Here is a 14588-nt window from a genome sequence, read left to right on the forward strand (position 1 = left end):
GCGCCGCGACACCGGCGCAGGGAGCGGGCAGAACGTGATCAGCATCCACAACGAGCCGCAGCCGACCGACCTCGGTGACGTACGCCTGGCCAACCGGGCGGTGGTGCTGCGGCACGTGCGCCTGCACGCCCCCTGCTCCCGGGCCGACATTGCCGCGCGGACCGGGCTGAACAAGGCCACCGTCTCCAGCCTGGTCGCCGAGCTGGTCGCGCAGCGGCTGCTCCGCGAGACCGGGCTGACCGAGAACCGGATCGGCCGCCCGGCGACGATGCTGGTGCTCGACGGAGAGCCGTACGCCGCCCTGGGGCTGCAGATCGGCGCCGACGAGTTGGTGGCCGTCGCCATCGATCTGGGCGGCAACCGGCTGCTGACCTGGCGGCGGGCCTTCACCGCGGCCACCGTCTCCCCCGGCGAGACGCTGCGGGCGCTGTCCACACTGGTCCGGCGGGCGATCGGGCGGGTCACCGCGCAGGGTCGCACCGTGCTGGGCCTCACCGTCGGCGTCCCGGGACTGGTCGATCCGTCCGGCGCGGTGCCCCTGTCCACCGCCCTGGGCTGGCGGGACGTGCCGGTCGCGGTGCAGCTGCGCGCCGCCCTACGGGAGCCGGATTTCGCCGTCGGCGTCGACAGCGTGGCCAACCTCGCCGCCCTGGCCGAGCAGCGGCACGGCGCGTACGCCGGCAGGACCGACCTGGTGCACGTGACCGGTGGCCTCACCATCGACGCGGGCATCATCGCCGCCGGCCGGCTGCTGCGCGGCGGGCGCGGCTTCGCCGGCGGCATCGGGCACCTGCCGCTGGACCCGGCCGGCCCGCCCTGCGCCTGCGGCGCCCGCGGCTGCCTGACCGCCCTGGTCGGGCTGACCGCCGTGGTGTGCCGGCTGCTGCCCGACGCCGAGGCCGATGGCATGGTCGTCGACTACCGGCCGGAACTCACGCGGATCGTGGCGCTGGCCCGGCAGGGCGACCCCGGCGTGCTCAGTGGGCTGGCCGAGACCGGCCGGCACCTGGGCCGGGGCGTGGCGGTCCTGGTCGACCTGCTCAACCCGGAGACGGTGGTGCTGGGCGACCACTTCGTCGCCCTGGCGCCCTGGCTGCTGCCGGCGGCCCGGTCCGAGCTGGCCGCGCGGGCACACGCCCCGGACGCCGGCGGGTGCCGGCTGGAAGTCTCCACCCTGGACATCGCGGCGGCGCTCGGTGGCGCCACCGCCGCGCTGGCCACCGTGGAGGCCGGCCGGCTGCCGACGCGCTGACCCGCCCGCGCGGGCAGCCGGCCGGCGGCGATCGCGGGCCCGGGGCGCCCGAGTCTTGACCGGATGCGCCGCGGGTGCCAACCTCGAAGCAGGCCGCTCCGCTCGGGCACCCGGGGCGGCTTGTTTCCCACGGTTCGTCGAAGCGCTTCGCCAGCGTCCGGGTCGATGACCGTCACCCCACCCTGACCTGCGACACCGCTCGGCCGCCCCTCGTCGAAGCGCTTCGACACCCGGGCGCGCCGGGCACTGGAAGGCAGCTCACCATGACCGACCCCACCACGGCGTCCCCCCGTGATCGTGTCGAAGACCTGCTGGCCCGCCTCACCCTGCCGGAGAAGATCGGTCTGCTGCACCAGTGGCAGGCCCCCGTTCCCCGGCTCGACCTGCCCGGCTTCCGCACCGGCACCGAGGCGCTGCACGGCGTGGCCTGGCTCGGCCCGGCGACCGTGTTTCCCCAGGCGATCGGCCTGGCCAGCAGCTGGAACCCCGACCTGGTACGCGCCGTCGGTGCCGCCGTCGGCGACGAGGTACGCGCCAAACACCACGCCGACCCCGAGCGGGTCGGCCTCAACGTCTGGGCGCCGGTGGTCAACCCGCTGCGCGACCCGCGCTGGGGGCGCAACGAGGAAGGCTGGTCCGAGGATCCGTGGCTGACCGGACGGCTGGCCACCGCGTACGCCGAGGGCCTGCGCGGCGACCATCCCGAGCGGCTGCGTACCGCCCCGACGGTCAAGCACTTCCTCGGCTACAACAACGAGACCGACCGGGCCACCACCTCCAGCGACCTGCCGCCCCGGGTGCTGTACGAGTACGAACTGCCCGCGTTCCGCGCCCCCCTGGCCGCCGGCGCGGCGGTCGCCGCGATGGCCTCCTACAACCTGGTCGACGGGGTGCCGGCCCACCTGAGCCCGCTGATCAACGACGAGTTGCGCCGCTGGGCACCCGGCGAGGTGCTGGTCGTCGGCGACGCGGGCGCGGTGACCAACATCGCCGGAGTGCAGGGCCACCTGCCCGAGCACGTGAACGGGTTCGCCGCCGCGCTGCGCGCGGGCATCGACAGCTTCACCGAGGACGACGCCGACAGCACCCCCACCCGCGAACGCCTGACCGAGGCCCTGCGGCGCGGGCTGATCACGACGTCCGACGTGGACCGGGCGGTCCGCCGCGTCCTCACCCTGCGGTGGCGCCTCGGCGACCTCGACCCGCCGCACACCGACCCGTACGCCGCGACCCCACCGGAGGTCGTCGACTGCCCGGCGCACCGGGAACTGGCCCGGGAGGCCGCCCGGCAGTCGATCGTGCTGCTGCGCAACCGTGGGCTGCTCCCGCTGGCACCGGGGCTGCGGGTCGCCGTGCTCGGCCCGCTGGCCGACACCGTGTACGCGGACTGGTACAGCGGCACACTGCCGTACGCGGTCACCGCGTACCAGGGGCTGACCGGGCGGCTGCCGCAGGTCAGCACCCATCCGGGCGCCGACCGGATCGTGCTGCGGGTGGGCGATCAGCTTGTCGGTTGCCCGGCCGACGCCGAGGGGGGCCCGCTGACCGTCGGCACCGACGCCGCCTGGTTCGACGTGTTCGACTGGGGCCGGGACACGGTGGCGCTGCGCGCGGTCGGCAACGGCCGGCACGTCGGCGCCGACGATGACGGCACCCTGGTCAACGACCGGCCCGGTCCCGGCGGCTGGGTGGTCCGGGAGACCTTCCAGTTCGACCCGCTGCCCGACGGCACCGTGCTGCTGCGCCACCTGGCCACCGACCGGTATGTCACCGTCGACGGCGACGGGCGGCTGCGCGTCGCCGGCGACGACCGGCAGGCCGGCACGGCCTTCGGCATCGACCTCGTGGCCGACGGTGCGGCCCAGGCCGCCGCGCTGGCCGCCGACTCCGACGTGGCGGTGGTGACGCTGGGCAACCACCCGATGGTCAACGGACGCGAGACCGAGGACCGCGTCGACCTGGCCCTGCCGGCCCGGCAGGAGGCGATGCTCCGCGCCGTGCACGCCGCCAACCCGCGCACCGTACTGGTGGTGACCAGTAGTTACCCGTACGCCCTGGGGTGGGCGCAGGAGCACCTACCGGCGGTGCTCTGGTCGGCGCACGGTGGGCAGGAGCACGGCACGGCGCTGGCCGACGTGCTGCTCGGCGACGCCGAGCCCGGTGGCCGGCTCACCCAGACCTGGTACACCGACGCCGCCGAACTGCCCGACCTGCTCGACTACGACGTGATCGGCGCCGACGCCACCTACCTGTACTACCGGGGCGAGCCGCTGTACCCGTTCGGGCACGGGCTCTCCTACGCCCGCTACGACTACACCGACCTGCGGCTCAGCGCGGCGTCGGCCAGCATCGGCGAGGAGGTCGAGGTGAGTGTGGACGTGACCAACTCCGGCGACCGCACCGGCGAGGAGGTGGTACAGCTCTACACCCGGCAGCGACGCTCGCGGGTCAAGCAGCCCCTGCGGCAACTGCGGGACTTCGCCCGGATCACCCTGGCCCCCGGCGAGCGGCGCACGGTCACCCTGCGGCTGCGTACCGCCGAGCTGGGCTGGTGGGACGCCGACCGGGGCGGCCCGGTGGTGGAGGACGCCACCCACACCGTGCTGGTCGGGCGTTCCGCGACCGACGTGCGGCTGACCGGCGCCCTGGCCGTACGCGCCGAGCTGGTCGGACTGCCGGCCCGGCTGCACACCGCCGGTGGGGTTCGGTGAGCAGGCGGGGACAGGGACCGTCGGGCCAGCCCACCATCGCCGACGTGGCCCGGCACGCCGGTGTCGCGGTGAGCACCGTGTCGTACGTGCTCAGCGGCAAACGGGCCATCTCGGAGCTGACCCGCAACCGGGTGCTGGCCAGCATCCGGCTGCTCGGCTACCACCCGAACGCGGGGGCGCGGGCGCTGGCCAGCCGGCGCGCCAACGTGATCGCGCTGGTGTTGCCGCTGCGCTCCGGCATCCAGGTGCCGGTGGTGATGCAGTTCGCCACGGCCGTGGTGACCTCCGCCCGCCGCCACGACCACGACGTGCTGCTGCTCACCTCCGACGAGGGTCCGGCGGGGCTGCACCGGATCGCCGCCGGCGCCCTCGTCGACGGGGTCCTGGTGATGGACGTGGAGTTGCACGACGCGCGGGTGCCGTTGCTGCGGGAACTGGGCCGACCCAGCGTCCTGATCGGACTGCCCGCCGACACCGCCGGGCTGACCTGTGTGGACCTCGACTTCCACCGGGCCGGCCAGCTCTGCGTCGAACATCTGGCGGGGCTCGGGCATCGGCGGGTCGCCCTGCTCGGCGCCCCGAGTGCCGTCTACGACCGGGGCACCGGGTTCGCGCACCGCACCCGCGCCGGGGTGGTCGAGGCGGCGGCCCGGCACGGCGTGGACGCGGTGACCCTGCCCTGCGAGGAGAACGCCGCCGACGTGCACCACCGGGTGGCCACGCTGCTCGCCCAGCACCCCGAGCTGTCCGGGCTGGTGGTGCAGAACGAGGCGGCGGTCGGGCCGGTGCAGGCGGCACTGGCCGCGCTGGGCCGGCGCGTACCGGACGACGTGTCGGTGGTGGCCGTCTGCCCGGACCACGTCGCCGAGCACGCCAACCCGCGCCTGACCTCGGTACCGGTGCCCGCCGAGGAGATCGGCCGGCAGGCCGTGTCGCTGCTGATGCGTAAGCTGCACGACGAACCGGCGCCGCAGGTGACCCTGCTGCCACCCCGGCTCATCGTTCGCGACAGCACCGCCGCCGCACCGGTCGACGCCGGGCACGTCGCGGCGCGCGACGACCAGGCGGCGGCGCAGTGACCGGGCCGGGGCACCGGATCTGGGACACCGCGCCGGCGGACGGCTGGCAGGACGCGTTCCTCGCCGGCAACGGCGAGTACGGGATCATGGTGCACGGCGAGCCGTACGCGGAACGCATCCTGGTCAACCATCACCGGTTCGTGCTGCCCAACGGCACCCACGACGCCCGCCCGCCGCAGCTGGCCGCCCGGCTGCCCCGGATCCGGCGGCTGATCCTCACCGACCGGCGGGCCGAGGCCAGCCGGCTGCTCGCCGGTGACGGGGTGCTGCGCTGGACGCAGTCGTTTCACCCCGGTTTCGCCCTCACCGTCGCCGGGACCGGCGGCCCGGTGCGCGACTACCACCGGCACACCGACTTCGACACCGGCGAGATCGTCGTGCGGTGGGCCGGCGGGACACGCCGCTGCTTCGTCTCCCGGGCCGACCGGCTGGTCGTCACCCACCTGGACATGGGGGCATGCGAGGTCGGCGCGACCGGTGAGCTGCCCGGCCGGCCCGCGGAGGTGCGCTACGCGGTGTCGGCGTACCGGCACGACGGGCTGGTCTTCCTGCGGGTACGGGGCCGCTACCCCCGCCTCGGCCGGGCGTACGGCGTCGAGGGGCTGACCCTGCTGCGCGGCGACGTCGAGGTCGACGGGGACCGGGTGCTGGTGCGCGGCCCCGCCCTGCTGCTGACGGTGCTCCACCGCCCGGCGTCGCGGTGGCGCACCGAAGCCTTGGCGCGCCGGCTGACCGGCCACCGCGACACCCGCTACGGCGACCTGCTCGCCCGGCACGTGACCCGGCACGCGCCGGCGTACCGGCGGGTCAGTCTGGAGCTGGACGTGCCGGCGGCGCACCGTGCGCTGCCGGTGGGTGAGCTGTTGGCCCGGCAGGCCGCCACCCCGCACCGGCTGGAGCCGGCCCTGCTGGAGCGGCTGTTCCACGCCGGACGGTATCTGTTGTTCAGCGCCAGCGGGGTGCTGCCGCCACGGCTGACCGGGTTGTGGCTCGGCTCGTGGGACGCCGCCTGGGCGGGTGACTTCACCACCGACGCCAACCTGAACCTGCAACTGGCGGCGGCGAACATCGGCGCCCTGCCGGAGGTTACCGCCGCCCACGCCCGGCTGGTGCGGGCCCAGGTCGCGCACTGGCGGCACAACGCCCGCGCGATCTACGGCGCCCGCGGCCTGCTTGCGCCCAGCCGCACCGACGGCGAGCACGGCCACCTGTTCCACCTGCATCCCGGCTGGCCGTTCACGGCATGGCTGCCCGGCGCCCACTGGCTGCTGTTCCCCCTCTACGAGCAGCATCTGGTGACCGGGAAGCCGCTGGGCGAGGTGGCGGGCTGGCTGGTGGAGGCGGCCGAGTTCCTCGCCGACGTGCTCACCGTCACCGGCGAGAACGGCGCGCTGGGCTTCGTGCCGTCGTACTCGGCGGAGACCGGGCCGCTGGACGCGGCAGGCACGGCGGTACCCGTGGCGGTGAACGCCACCATGGACATCGCCGCCGCCCGGCACGCGTTCACCGTGGCCGCCGCGCTGACCGGCGAGGACCGGTGGGCGCAGCTCGCGGCGCGGCTGCCGGCGTACCGGGTCGACGCCGACGGTGCGCTGGCCGAGTGGGCCTGGCCCGGCTACCGCGCCGACGAGGACCATCGGCACATCAGCCACCTGTATCCGGTGTGGCCGCTGGGCGAGATCAACCCCGACGACACCCCGGAGCTGGCCACGGCCGCGCACCGGGCGCTGCGGCGGCGCGGCGACGAGAACCTGTCCGCCCACGGCAGCCTGCACCGGGCGCTGGCCGCCGCCCGGCTGCACGACGGGCCGCTGGTGGAGGCGAACCTGCTCAAGATCGTGGGCGGGGACATGTTCTTCCGGTCGCTGATGAGCGCGCACAACCCGGGACGGGTCACCTACAACGCCGACGCCGCCCACGCCCTGCCGGCAGTGCTGATCGAGTCGCTGGTGCAGGGACGGCCCGGCCGGCTACGGCTGTTGCCGGCCGCGCTGCCCGGCCTGACCCGGGGCACCCTGCGCGGGGTGACCTGCCCGGGGCGGGTCGTCGTGGCGGAGTTGACCTGGCGGCCGGGCACCGTCCGCGCCCGGCTGGCCTCGCCGGTGGCACAGCGGCTGCGGGTGTGTGGCCCGTACGGGGAGACGGAGGTGCGGCTGGTCGCCGGCGAAACGACCGAGGTGACGTTCGCCCGACGCGGTGCCCACTAGACTGCCCGTTCGATGGACGCCCAGCCCACCCCCGCCGCCGACACCCGCCCCTGCGCCCACTGCGGACGCGACGTGCCGCAGCGCGCCGGCGCGGGCCGTCCGTTCCGGTACTGCCGGGACAACGACGGCGCCTGCCAGCGCGCCTCCCGCAACAGCCGGATGCGCCACCGCAACGCTCCGGGCCTGCCCGGCCAGGTGGCCCGCACCTGGGAGGCCGTGGACCGGCTCGACCAGATCGTGGAGACCCTCACCGAGGCACTGCACGCCGAGCTGTCTCCGACCGGCGTACAGCGGCAGCTGGCGCAGCTGCGCGCGGAGACCGCCGGTGAGGTCGCGGCGGCACAGACCGAACGCGACGACGCACTGCGGACCGCCGAGGACGCCGCGGCCCGCGCCGAACGGGACCGCCGACAGGCCCAGGCGGTGGCGGCCGACCGCGACGCCGCCCGCGCGGAGGCCACCGACGCCGTCGATCGGGCCACCGACGCCGTCGCGCACGCCGAACGGGCCGAGCTGGCCCGCGACGAGGCCCGGCGGGCGGCGGCCGCCGCCGAGGCGCTGCGGGCGCAGGCCGAGTCCGACCGGGACAGCGTCCGGGCGCAGCTGGCGTCGCTGCACGAGGACCTGACCGCCGAGCGGCGGCGCGGCGGTGACCTGGCCGCCGAGCGCGACGCCGCCCGCGCCGAGGCCGGACGCGTCGCCCGCGCCGCCGCCGACACGATCGCCCGGGCCGACCAGCTGCAGGCCGATCTCGACCAGGCGCGCACCGATCTTGACCGGTCGCGGACGGACGCCGACCGGGCCCGGGCCGAGGCGAAGGCGGCCCGCGGTGACGCCGAGCGGGTCAGGGTGGACGCCGACCAGGCCCGCACGGAGGCGAAGGCGGCCCGAGGCGAGGCCGAGCGGGCGGAGCAGGCGCGGGCGCAGGCCGACGCCGACCGCGACCGGGCGCGGGCGGCGGCGCGGCAGGCCAGCGAGCACCAGGCCACCGCCACCGCCCGCGCCGCCGCGTTGCACGACGACCTGGCCAGCACCCGGGCCGCGATCAGCGCCGCCGAGGGCCAGCTGGCCGAGCTGACGGTACGCCTGCACGCAGCCGAGGCCGACCGCGACGAGGCCCGCCAGCGCGTGGCGCAGCTGGCCGCCCAGGTCGCCGACCTCGCCACCGCCCTGACCCGCCCATCCCGCACGCCCTGACCCGCCAGCCCGACGACCCCCGGCCGGCTACCATTCCCGCTGGCGGCGACGGTCCGCCGAGACGACCGGCCGGGGGCGACCTGGGTCGGGCGTACGCCAGGGCGGGCTACCCTTGACTGCGCACCCGGGAGCGGGCCGCGCGGGCGCGGGAATGGCCCGGCGGAGACGGACCGTTGCACCGATAGGAACGCACCACCGAAGAGGGGAAGTCGATCATGGGCGAGCGCATGCTGCGCGGTAGCCGGCTGGGCGCGGTCAGCTACGAATCCGATCGCAACACGGAGCTCGCGCCGCGGCAGACCCGCGAGTACCTGTGCGCCAAGGGTCACCAGTTCGAGGTGCCGTTCGCCGTCGACGCCGAGGTGCCCACCACCTGGGAGTGCAAGTTCGACGGCAGCGTGGCCCGGCTGGTCGACGGCAACGAGCCCGAGCAGAAGAAGGCCAAGCCGCCGCGTACCCACTGGGACATGCTGCTGGAGCGACGGTCGATCGCCGAGCTGGAGGACATCCTCGCCGAGCGGCTGCAGGAGGTCCGCACCCGCCGCGGTCGCGCCTGAACCACCCGACGACGGCGCCCCCGGGAGATCAACTCCCGGGGGCGCCGCACGGTGTCTGGTGGCCGCGCTCACCCGTTGCGCGGCTCCACGATCTCGCCCTCGATGGCCCCGCCGTCGGCCACCGGCCGCGCCGGCCCGGCATCGGGCGGCGCCGCCGGAAAGGTCGACGGCGGCGGGGCCTGCCCCGGCTGCTGCGGCGCGCCCCGGTACACCCGCACCCGGCGCGGCCCGAACAGGTCACCGGCGGCCATCGACGACACCCGGCGCTCGGCGGCCCGCTGCATCCCGCCACGGGCCAGCCGCCGCACCGGCGGCACCAGCAGCACCAGCCCCACCAGGCCGCTGACCAGCCCCGGGGTCGCCAGCAGCAGCGCACCGAGCAGCCCCACCAGCCCCTCGGTGACCTGCCGCCCCGGCGGCCGGCCGGACTGCGCGGCATCCCGGAACCCCCGCCACGCCCGGATGCCCTCCCGGCGCAGCAGCACCAGCCCCAGCAGCGAGGCCGCGAACACCAGCAACGTCGCCGCGCCGAATCCGATCGCCCGGCCCACCACCACGAACACGGCAAGCTCCGCGGCCACGGACAGCAGCAGGATCAACGGTACGAACCTCAGTGCTCGGCGCATATCACCCCATCCGCCTCACGGCGCCCTCATCGTCTCGGCCGCGCCCAGCGGGGCGCAGCCGTCCCGTTGCGTCCAGCATGACACGCGTACGCTCAGGGCCACCGTGCCTGTCCCGCCGTGGCGCTGTGCCACCCGCGCCGCACCGCCGTACGCCGGTCGCGTACCGCCCAGCCGGTGATCCGCCACAGCGCCTCGACCACGATCAGCGGGCTCATCTTGCTGGCGCCGCGTTCCCGCTCGGCGAACGTGATGGGCACCTCCACGATCCGCGCGCCGGCGCGGTGCGCCAACCGGGACAGCTCCACCTGGAACGAGTACCCCTGCGAGCACACCGACGCCAGGTCCAGCGCCTCCAGCACGCTGGTCCGGTAGACCCGGTAGCCGCCGGTGGCGTCGGCCACCGGCATGCCCAGCGCCAGCCGCGCGTACAGGTTGCCGCACCGCGACAGCAGCAGCCGCCGCAGCGGCCAGTTGACCACCCGCGCGCCCCGGGTCCACCGCGACCCGATCACCACGTCCGCGTCGCGGGCCGCGGTCAGCAGCGCCGGCAGGTCCTCCGGGGCGTGGGAGCCGTCGGCGTCCATCTCCACCACCGCATCGAAGCCGTGCCGCCGCGCCCACCCGAACCCCGCCAGATAGGCCGCGCCGAGGCCCTGCTTGCCCTCCCGGTGCAGCACGTGCACCCGCCCGTCGGCGCGGGCGATGCCCTCGGCGATCTCGCCGGTACGGTCCGGGCTGTTGTCGTCGGCGACGAGGATCTCCACCTGCGGCGCGGACTCGCGGACCCGCCGCACGATCGCCGTGACGTTGTCGGCCTCGTTGTAGGTCGGGATGACCACCAGCACCCGCCCCACGCCGGGCACCCCGCTGGTCACCGGACGCATGTCGGTCCCGCGCACCACCACTACCCCCTCACCCCGGGTCGGCGACCGCCGGTCCGGTCCGGCCGCCCCGCCGCCGCAGCACGGCCGCGCCGACCAGCGCGGCCACGGCCAGCCCGGCCAGCACCGCCTCCGGCAGCACCCCGACCCGGGTGGCCAGCGTGCGCCCCTCGGTCAGCCGCAGCTCCCGCACCACCACCGCGCGGGTGTTGAACCCGGTGGCATCGCTTACCCGCCCGTCCGGGGTGACGAACCCGGACACCCCGACCGTGGAGGCCATCAACGCCGGCCGGCCGTGCTCGACCGCCCGCAGCCGCACCATGGCCAGCTGCTGGCGCGCCTCGGCCACGTCGAAGGTGGCGTTGTTGGTCTGCACCACCAGCAGCTGCGCCCCGCCGACGACGGTGTCGCGGACCAGCCCGTCGTAGGCCACCTCGAAGCAGATCACGTCACCGAGCACCACCGGCCCGCTGTGTACCACCCCCGGCGTGGTGCCGGCCACGAAGTCGGCCCGTACCCGGTCGACTTGGTCGCTGACCATCCGGGCGATGCGGCGCAGCGGCACGTACTCGGCGAACGGCACCGGGTGCCGCTTGATGTACAGCTGTTCCAGGTCCGGTCCGCTGCCCGGGCGCCACAGCAGCCCCGCGTTGCGCACCTGTCCCTGTTCCGGCCCGAACAGCACGGCGCCGACCAGGATCGGCACGCCGACGGCGTCGGCGGCGGCGGAGATCCGCGCGCCGGCGGACTGGTTGCGCAGCGGGTCGATGTCGCTGGAGTTCTCCGGCCACACCACCAGGTCCGGCCGGGGCCGGGTGCCGGCGGCGACGTCGGCGGCCAGCGCGATGGTCGCCTCGACGTGGTTGTCGAGCACCGCCTGCCGCTGGGCGTTGAAGTCCAGCCCCAGCCGGGGCACGTTGCCCTGCACGATGGCCACCGTGACGGTCCCACCGGCACCGGTGGTGGCGACCGGCACCAGCAGCCCGCCGGCGAGCAGCAGCACCACCGCGGCGGCGCAGCCGGCGGCCGGCGCCCACCACCGTCCGCCGCCGGCGGCCCGGCGGACCCGCAACGCCCACCACACTCCGGCGACGAGCAGACCACCGGTGAGCGCCACCGCGAACGTCACCAGCGGCGCACCGCCCAGCGCGGCCAGCCGCAGCAGCGGCGAGCCGTCCTGACCGAACGCCAGCCGCCCCCACGGGAACCCGCCGAACGGGGTCCGGTCCCGCAGCGCCTCCTGCCCCACCCACAGCACACCGGTCACCGCCGGCCACCCCGCCGGGGCCCGGTCGACCAGCGGCGACACCCACGCCGTGGCCGCGCCCAGCAGCGCCAGGTAGCCGGCCTGCAACAACGACAGCAGCACCCACGGCAGGTAGCCGGTGTGCAGGTTCGTCCAGGCCAGCAACGGCGCGAACAGCGCCAGACCGGTCAGGAAGCCCAGACCGGCACCGACCCGCAGCCGCCGCCGGTGGGTCGCGGCGGCCAGCAGCGCCACCCCCACCGGCGCCAGCGGCCACCACCCGTACGGGGGAAAGGCCACCAGCAGCGCCAGCCCGGCGGCCACCGCCATCGCCACGGCCACCGGCAGGCGCACCGCCGGCGCCACCGGGTCGGGGCGCCGGGGCGGCGGACGATCCGCGGTGCGGTCCGCGGTCGTCTCGGGCAAGTCGGACGCGATCACGCGCCGAAGGCTACCCGGCCGGACCGGCGGGACCGCTACCGGCGGCGGGCCAGCAGGACCGCGTCGCGGATGACGATGTCCCGACCCTCCGGGTCCACCGAGGCCCGGGGCCGGTCCTGCGCCGCCAGCACCTCGAAGCGCGCCGGGTCCAGGTCCGCGGCGACCTGCTCGGCGGTGAACATCATCTCCGGGTAGTGCATGCGGTGGGCGGTGGTCCGCAGGTCAGCCGGGTGGTGCCCGACGATCAGCAGCCGGCCGCCCGGGGCCACCGCGTCGGCGAGCCGGGCGAACAACTCCCGCCGTGGCTGCGGCGGCAGGTGCATGAACTGCGCCGACACCAGGTCGTAGGCGGCCTCGGCGGGTGGCTGCTGCCGCAGGTCGGCGTGCGTCCACTCGATGCGGGCGGCCACCTCGTCGCCGGCGTCCCGCGCGTGCGCGGCGGCCCGGGCCAACGCGACGGTGGAGATGTCCACCGCGGTGACCCGCCAGCCCTGTGCGGCCAGCCACACCGCGTCGGCGCCCTCACCGCAGCCCACGTCCAGCGCCCGGCCGGGCCGCAGCCCGGCGGCCTCGGCGACCAGCTGCGGGTTGGGTCGGCCGCTCCACACCGCCGGCCGGGATCGGTACCGCTCCTCCCAGGCCGCCGCGCTGGACAGCGCCTCCCGCTGCCGCCGGTGCTCCGCCACCGCGTCGCGGGTGTCCTCCTCCATCAGATCCATGTTGATCATCGCTCCGGCGGTCATCCCCGCCGCCGCGGCGCGGATCACCTGGGCCGACACGTCGGCGACGTTGCCCGCCACCCACACCCCCGGCACGGCGGTGGCGCCGGTGCCGTCGGCGGGAATCTGCCGGCCGACGACCTGCCCGGCGTGCTCCACGTCGACCGGCGTCAACCCGAGCGACTCCAGCAACGCCGAGCGGGCGGTCATCCGCGCGGCGACCACCACCGCGTCGAGGTCGACCACCTCACCGGAGGCCAACCGCACCCCGGTGAGCCGGTCGTCGGCCACCTCCAGCGCGGCGACCCGACCCGGCACCACCGCGATGCCCCGGGCGGCCAACCGCTCGGCCTCCTCCGGCTCCGGTTCCGGGCTGTCGTGCAGCAGCAGCCACACGTGCGGGCTCCACTGCCGCCACAGCCGCGCCTGGTGGGCGGCGAGCGGCCCACTGGCCAGCACCCCGATCCGCCGGTCGCGGACCTCCCAGCCGTGGCAGTACGGGCAGTGCAGCACGTCCCGGCCCCACCGCTCGGTCACCCCCGGCACCTCGGGCAGCTCGTCGACCAGGCCGGTGGTGACCAGCAGCCGCCGCGCCCGCACCGTACGCCCGTCGCCGACCGTCACCACGAAGCCGGCCCCGTCGCGGGCGACCGCGTCCACCCGCCCGGCCACGATCTGCCCACCGTGGCCGGTGACCTCGGCGCGGCCGGCGGCCACCAGCTCCGCCGGCGGCGTACCCTCGCGGCCGAGATAGTTGTGCACCCCGCCGGAGGGGGCGTTGCGCGGCTCCCCCGCGTCCACCACCAGCACCGTGCGTCGCGCCCGGGCCAGCGCCAGCGCACCGGCCAGCCCGGCGGCCCCGCCGCCGACCACCACCACGTCGTACCTGTCATCCATCCGTGCCCCCTCGCCGCTCGTCGGCTCACACCCTGCACCCGCCCGCAGCCGACGACAAGTAATGTTGCTGATATGGCAAACGAGGAGGAGGCGGTGCTGGCCGCGGTGGGCCCCCGGCTGCGGGCCCTGCGCAAGCGCCGCGGCACCACCCTGAGCGAACTCGCCGACACCACCGGAATCTCGGTGAGCACCCTGTCCCGGCTCGAATCGGGCCGGCGCCGCCCCACCCTGGAACTGCTGCTGCCGCTGGCCCGCGCCCACCAGGTGCCGCTGGACGAACTGGTCGGCGCCCCCGCCGTCGGCGACCCCCGGGTACGGCCCCGCCCCATCGTCCGCCACGGCGTGACATTCCTACCGCTGACCCGCCGCCCCGGCGGCCTCCAGGCGTTCAAGCAGATCCTGCCCCCGCACACCCCCACCGACCCGCAGCCGCAGTCCCACGAGGGCTACGAGTGGCTGTACGTCCTCTCCGGCCGGCTACGACTACGCCTCGGCGACCACGACCTGACCCTCACCCCCGGGGAGGTCGCCGAGTTCGACACCCGCGTGCCGCACTTCGTGGCCAACCCCGGCCCGGAACCCACCGAGGTGCTCAACCTCTTCGGCCCGCAGGGCGAACGCCTCCACGTGCGGGCCCGCCCCGCCACCGGCGCCTGAACCGACCGGACACATGAAGTCGGGGCGCGGCATACGCCGCGCCCCGATGCTCCCAGGCCCCTCCCGGCCGGTGCGGCGGAATGTGGCACGCCGACCTTCGGACCGACCGGACGGCGAC

General features: G+C 75.9%; 11 protein-coding genes. 7 read left to right on the forward strand and 4 right to left on the reverse strand.

Features of this window, described 5'->3' with window-relative positions; translation table 11 throughout:
- Positions 1-34: 34 nt before the first annotated feature.
- The 6 genes from O7615_RS28180 to O7615_RS28205 all read left to right on the forward strand — a co-directional run bounded on the left by O7615_RS28180 (position 35) and on the right by O7615_RS28205 (position 9003).
- Positions 35-1252, forward strand: a complete 1218-nt coding sequence (locus tag O7615_RS28180; RefSeq protein ID WP_278180808.1) for an ROK family transcriptional regulator — start codon at positions 35-37, stop codon at positions 1250-1252.
- A 263-nt stretch (positions 1253-1515) separates the two neighbouring features.
- Positions 1516-3963, forward strand: a complete 2448-nt coding sequence (locus tag O7615_RS28185; RefSeq protein WP_278180809.1) for a glycoside hydrolase family 3 C-terminal domain-containing protein — start codon at positions 1516-1518, stop codon at positions 3961-3963.
- Complete coding sequence (locus tag O7615_RS28190; protein WP_278180810.1) at positions 3960-5042, forward strand: LacI family DNA-binding transcriptional regulator; 1083 nt, start codon at positions 3960-3962, stop codon at positions 5040-5042. The genes O7615_RS28185 and O7615_RS28190 overlap by 4 nt, the downstream gene beginning before the upstream one ends.
- Positions 5039-7249, forward strand: a complete 2211-nt coding sequence (locus tag O7615_RS28195; RefSeq protein WP_278180811.1) for a glycoside hydrolase N-terminal domain-containing protein — start codon at positions 5039-5041, stop codon at positions 7247-7249. The genes O7615_RS28190 and O7615_RS28195 overlap by 4 nt, the downstream gene beginning before the upstream one ends.
- A 12-nt stretch (positions 7250-7261) precedes the next feature.
- Positions 7262-8446, forward strand: a complete 1185-nt coding sequence (locus O7615_RS28200; RefSeq protein ID WP_278180812.1) for a hypothetical protein — start codon at positions 7262-7264, stop codon at positions 8444-8446.
- A 215-nt stretch (positions 8447-8661) separates the two neighbouring features.
- Positions 8662-9003, forward strand: a complete 342-nt coding sequence (locus O7615_RS28205) for an RNA polymerase-binding protein RbpA (RefSeq protein WP_007460094.1) — start codon at positions 8662-8664, stop codon at positions 9001-9003.
- A 68-nt stretch (positions 9004-9071) separates the two neighbouring features.
- On the opposite strand, the gene O7615_RS28210 is transcribed toward O7615_RS28205, so the two are convergent.
- The 4 genes from O7615_RS28210 to O7615_RS28225 all read right to left on the reverse strand — a co-directional run bounded on the left by O7615_RS28210 (position 9072) and on the right by O7615_RS28225 (position 13813).
- Positions 9072-9629: an FxsA family protein gene (locus O7615_RS28210; RefSeq protein ID WP_278180814.1), complete on the reverse strand. Its 558-nt coding sequence runs from the start codon at positions 9627-9629 to the stop codon at positions 9072-9074.
- Positions 9630-9721: 92 nt separating this feature from the next.
- The gene (locus O7615_RS28215) at positions 9722-10513 is read right to left on the reverse strand and encodes a polyprenol monophosphomannose synthase (RefSeq protein WP_278182262.1); all 792 of its coding nucleotides are present in this window, start codon (positions 10511-10513) and stop codon (positions 9722-9724) included.
- 28 nt (positions 10514-10541) lie between these two features.
- A complete protein-coding gene (gene lnt, locus O7615_RS28220) occupies positions 10542-12122 on the reverse strand; it encodes an apolipoprotein N-acyltransferase (RefSeq protein WP_278182263.1) in 1581 nt (526 codons plus the stop codon).
- Positions 12123-12232: 110 nt separating this feature from the next.
- Positions 12233-13813: an FAD-dependent oxidoreductase gene (locus tag O7615_RS28225; protein ID WP_278180815.1), complete on the reverse strand. Its 1581-nt coding sequence runs from the start codon at positions 13811-13813 to the stop codon at positions 12233-12235.
- A 72-nt stretch (positions 13814-13885) separates the two neighbouring features.
- Here O7615_RS28225 and O7615_RS28230 point away from each other — a divergent pair, with 72 nt between their 5' ends.
- Complete coding sequence (locus O7615_RS28230) at positions 13886-14470, forward strand: XRE family transcriptional regulator (RefSeq protein WP_278180816.1); 585 nt, start codon at positions 13886-13888, stop codon at positions 14468-14470.
- Positions 14471-14588 lie beyond the last annotated feature (118 nt).

The sequence above is a fragment of the Micromonospora sp. WMMD1082 genome, from assembly GCF_029626175.1.
Lineage (GTDB): Bacteria > Actinomycetota > Actinomycetes > Mycobacteriales > Micromonosporaceae > Micromonospora.

Bases quoted from the DNA above. Each gene is read 5' to 3' on its own strand.
- O7615_RS28205 (WP_007460094.1), top strand. From the start codon at position 8,662: ATGGGCGAGCGCATGCTGCGCGGTAGCCGGCTGGGCGCGGTCAGCTAC.
- O7615_RS28215 (WP_278182262.1), bottom strand. From the start codon at position 10,513: ATGCGTCCGGTGACCAGCGGGGTGCCCGGCGTGGGGCGGGTGCTGGTG.
- O7615_RS28185 (WP_278180809.1), top strand. From the start codon at position 1,516: ATGACCGACCCCACCACGGCGTCCCCCCGTGATCGTGTCGAAGACCTG.
- O7615_RS28200 (WP_278180812.1), top strand. From the start codon at position 7,262: ATGGACGCCCAGCCCACCCCCGCCGCCGACACCCGCCCCTGCGCCCAC.
- O7615_RS28225 (WP_278180815.1), bottom strand. From the start codon at position 13,813: ATGGATGACAGGTACGACGTGGTGGTGGTCGGCGGCGGGGCCGCCGGG.
- O7615_RS28210 (WP_278180814.1), bottom strand. From the start codon at position 9,629: ATGCGCCGAGCACTGAGGTTCGTACCGTTGATCCTGCTGCTGTCCGTG.
- O7615_RS28230 (WP_278180816.1), top strand. From the start codon at position 13,886: ATGGCAAACGAGGAGGAGGCGGTGCTGGCCGCGGTGGGCCCCCGGCTG.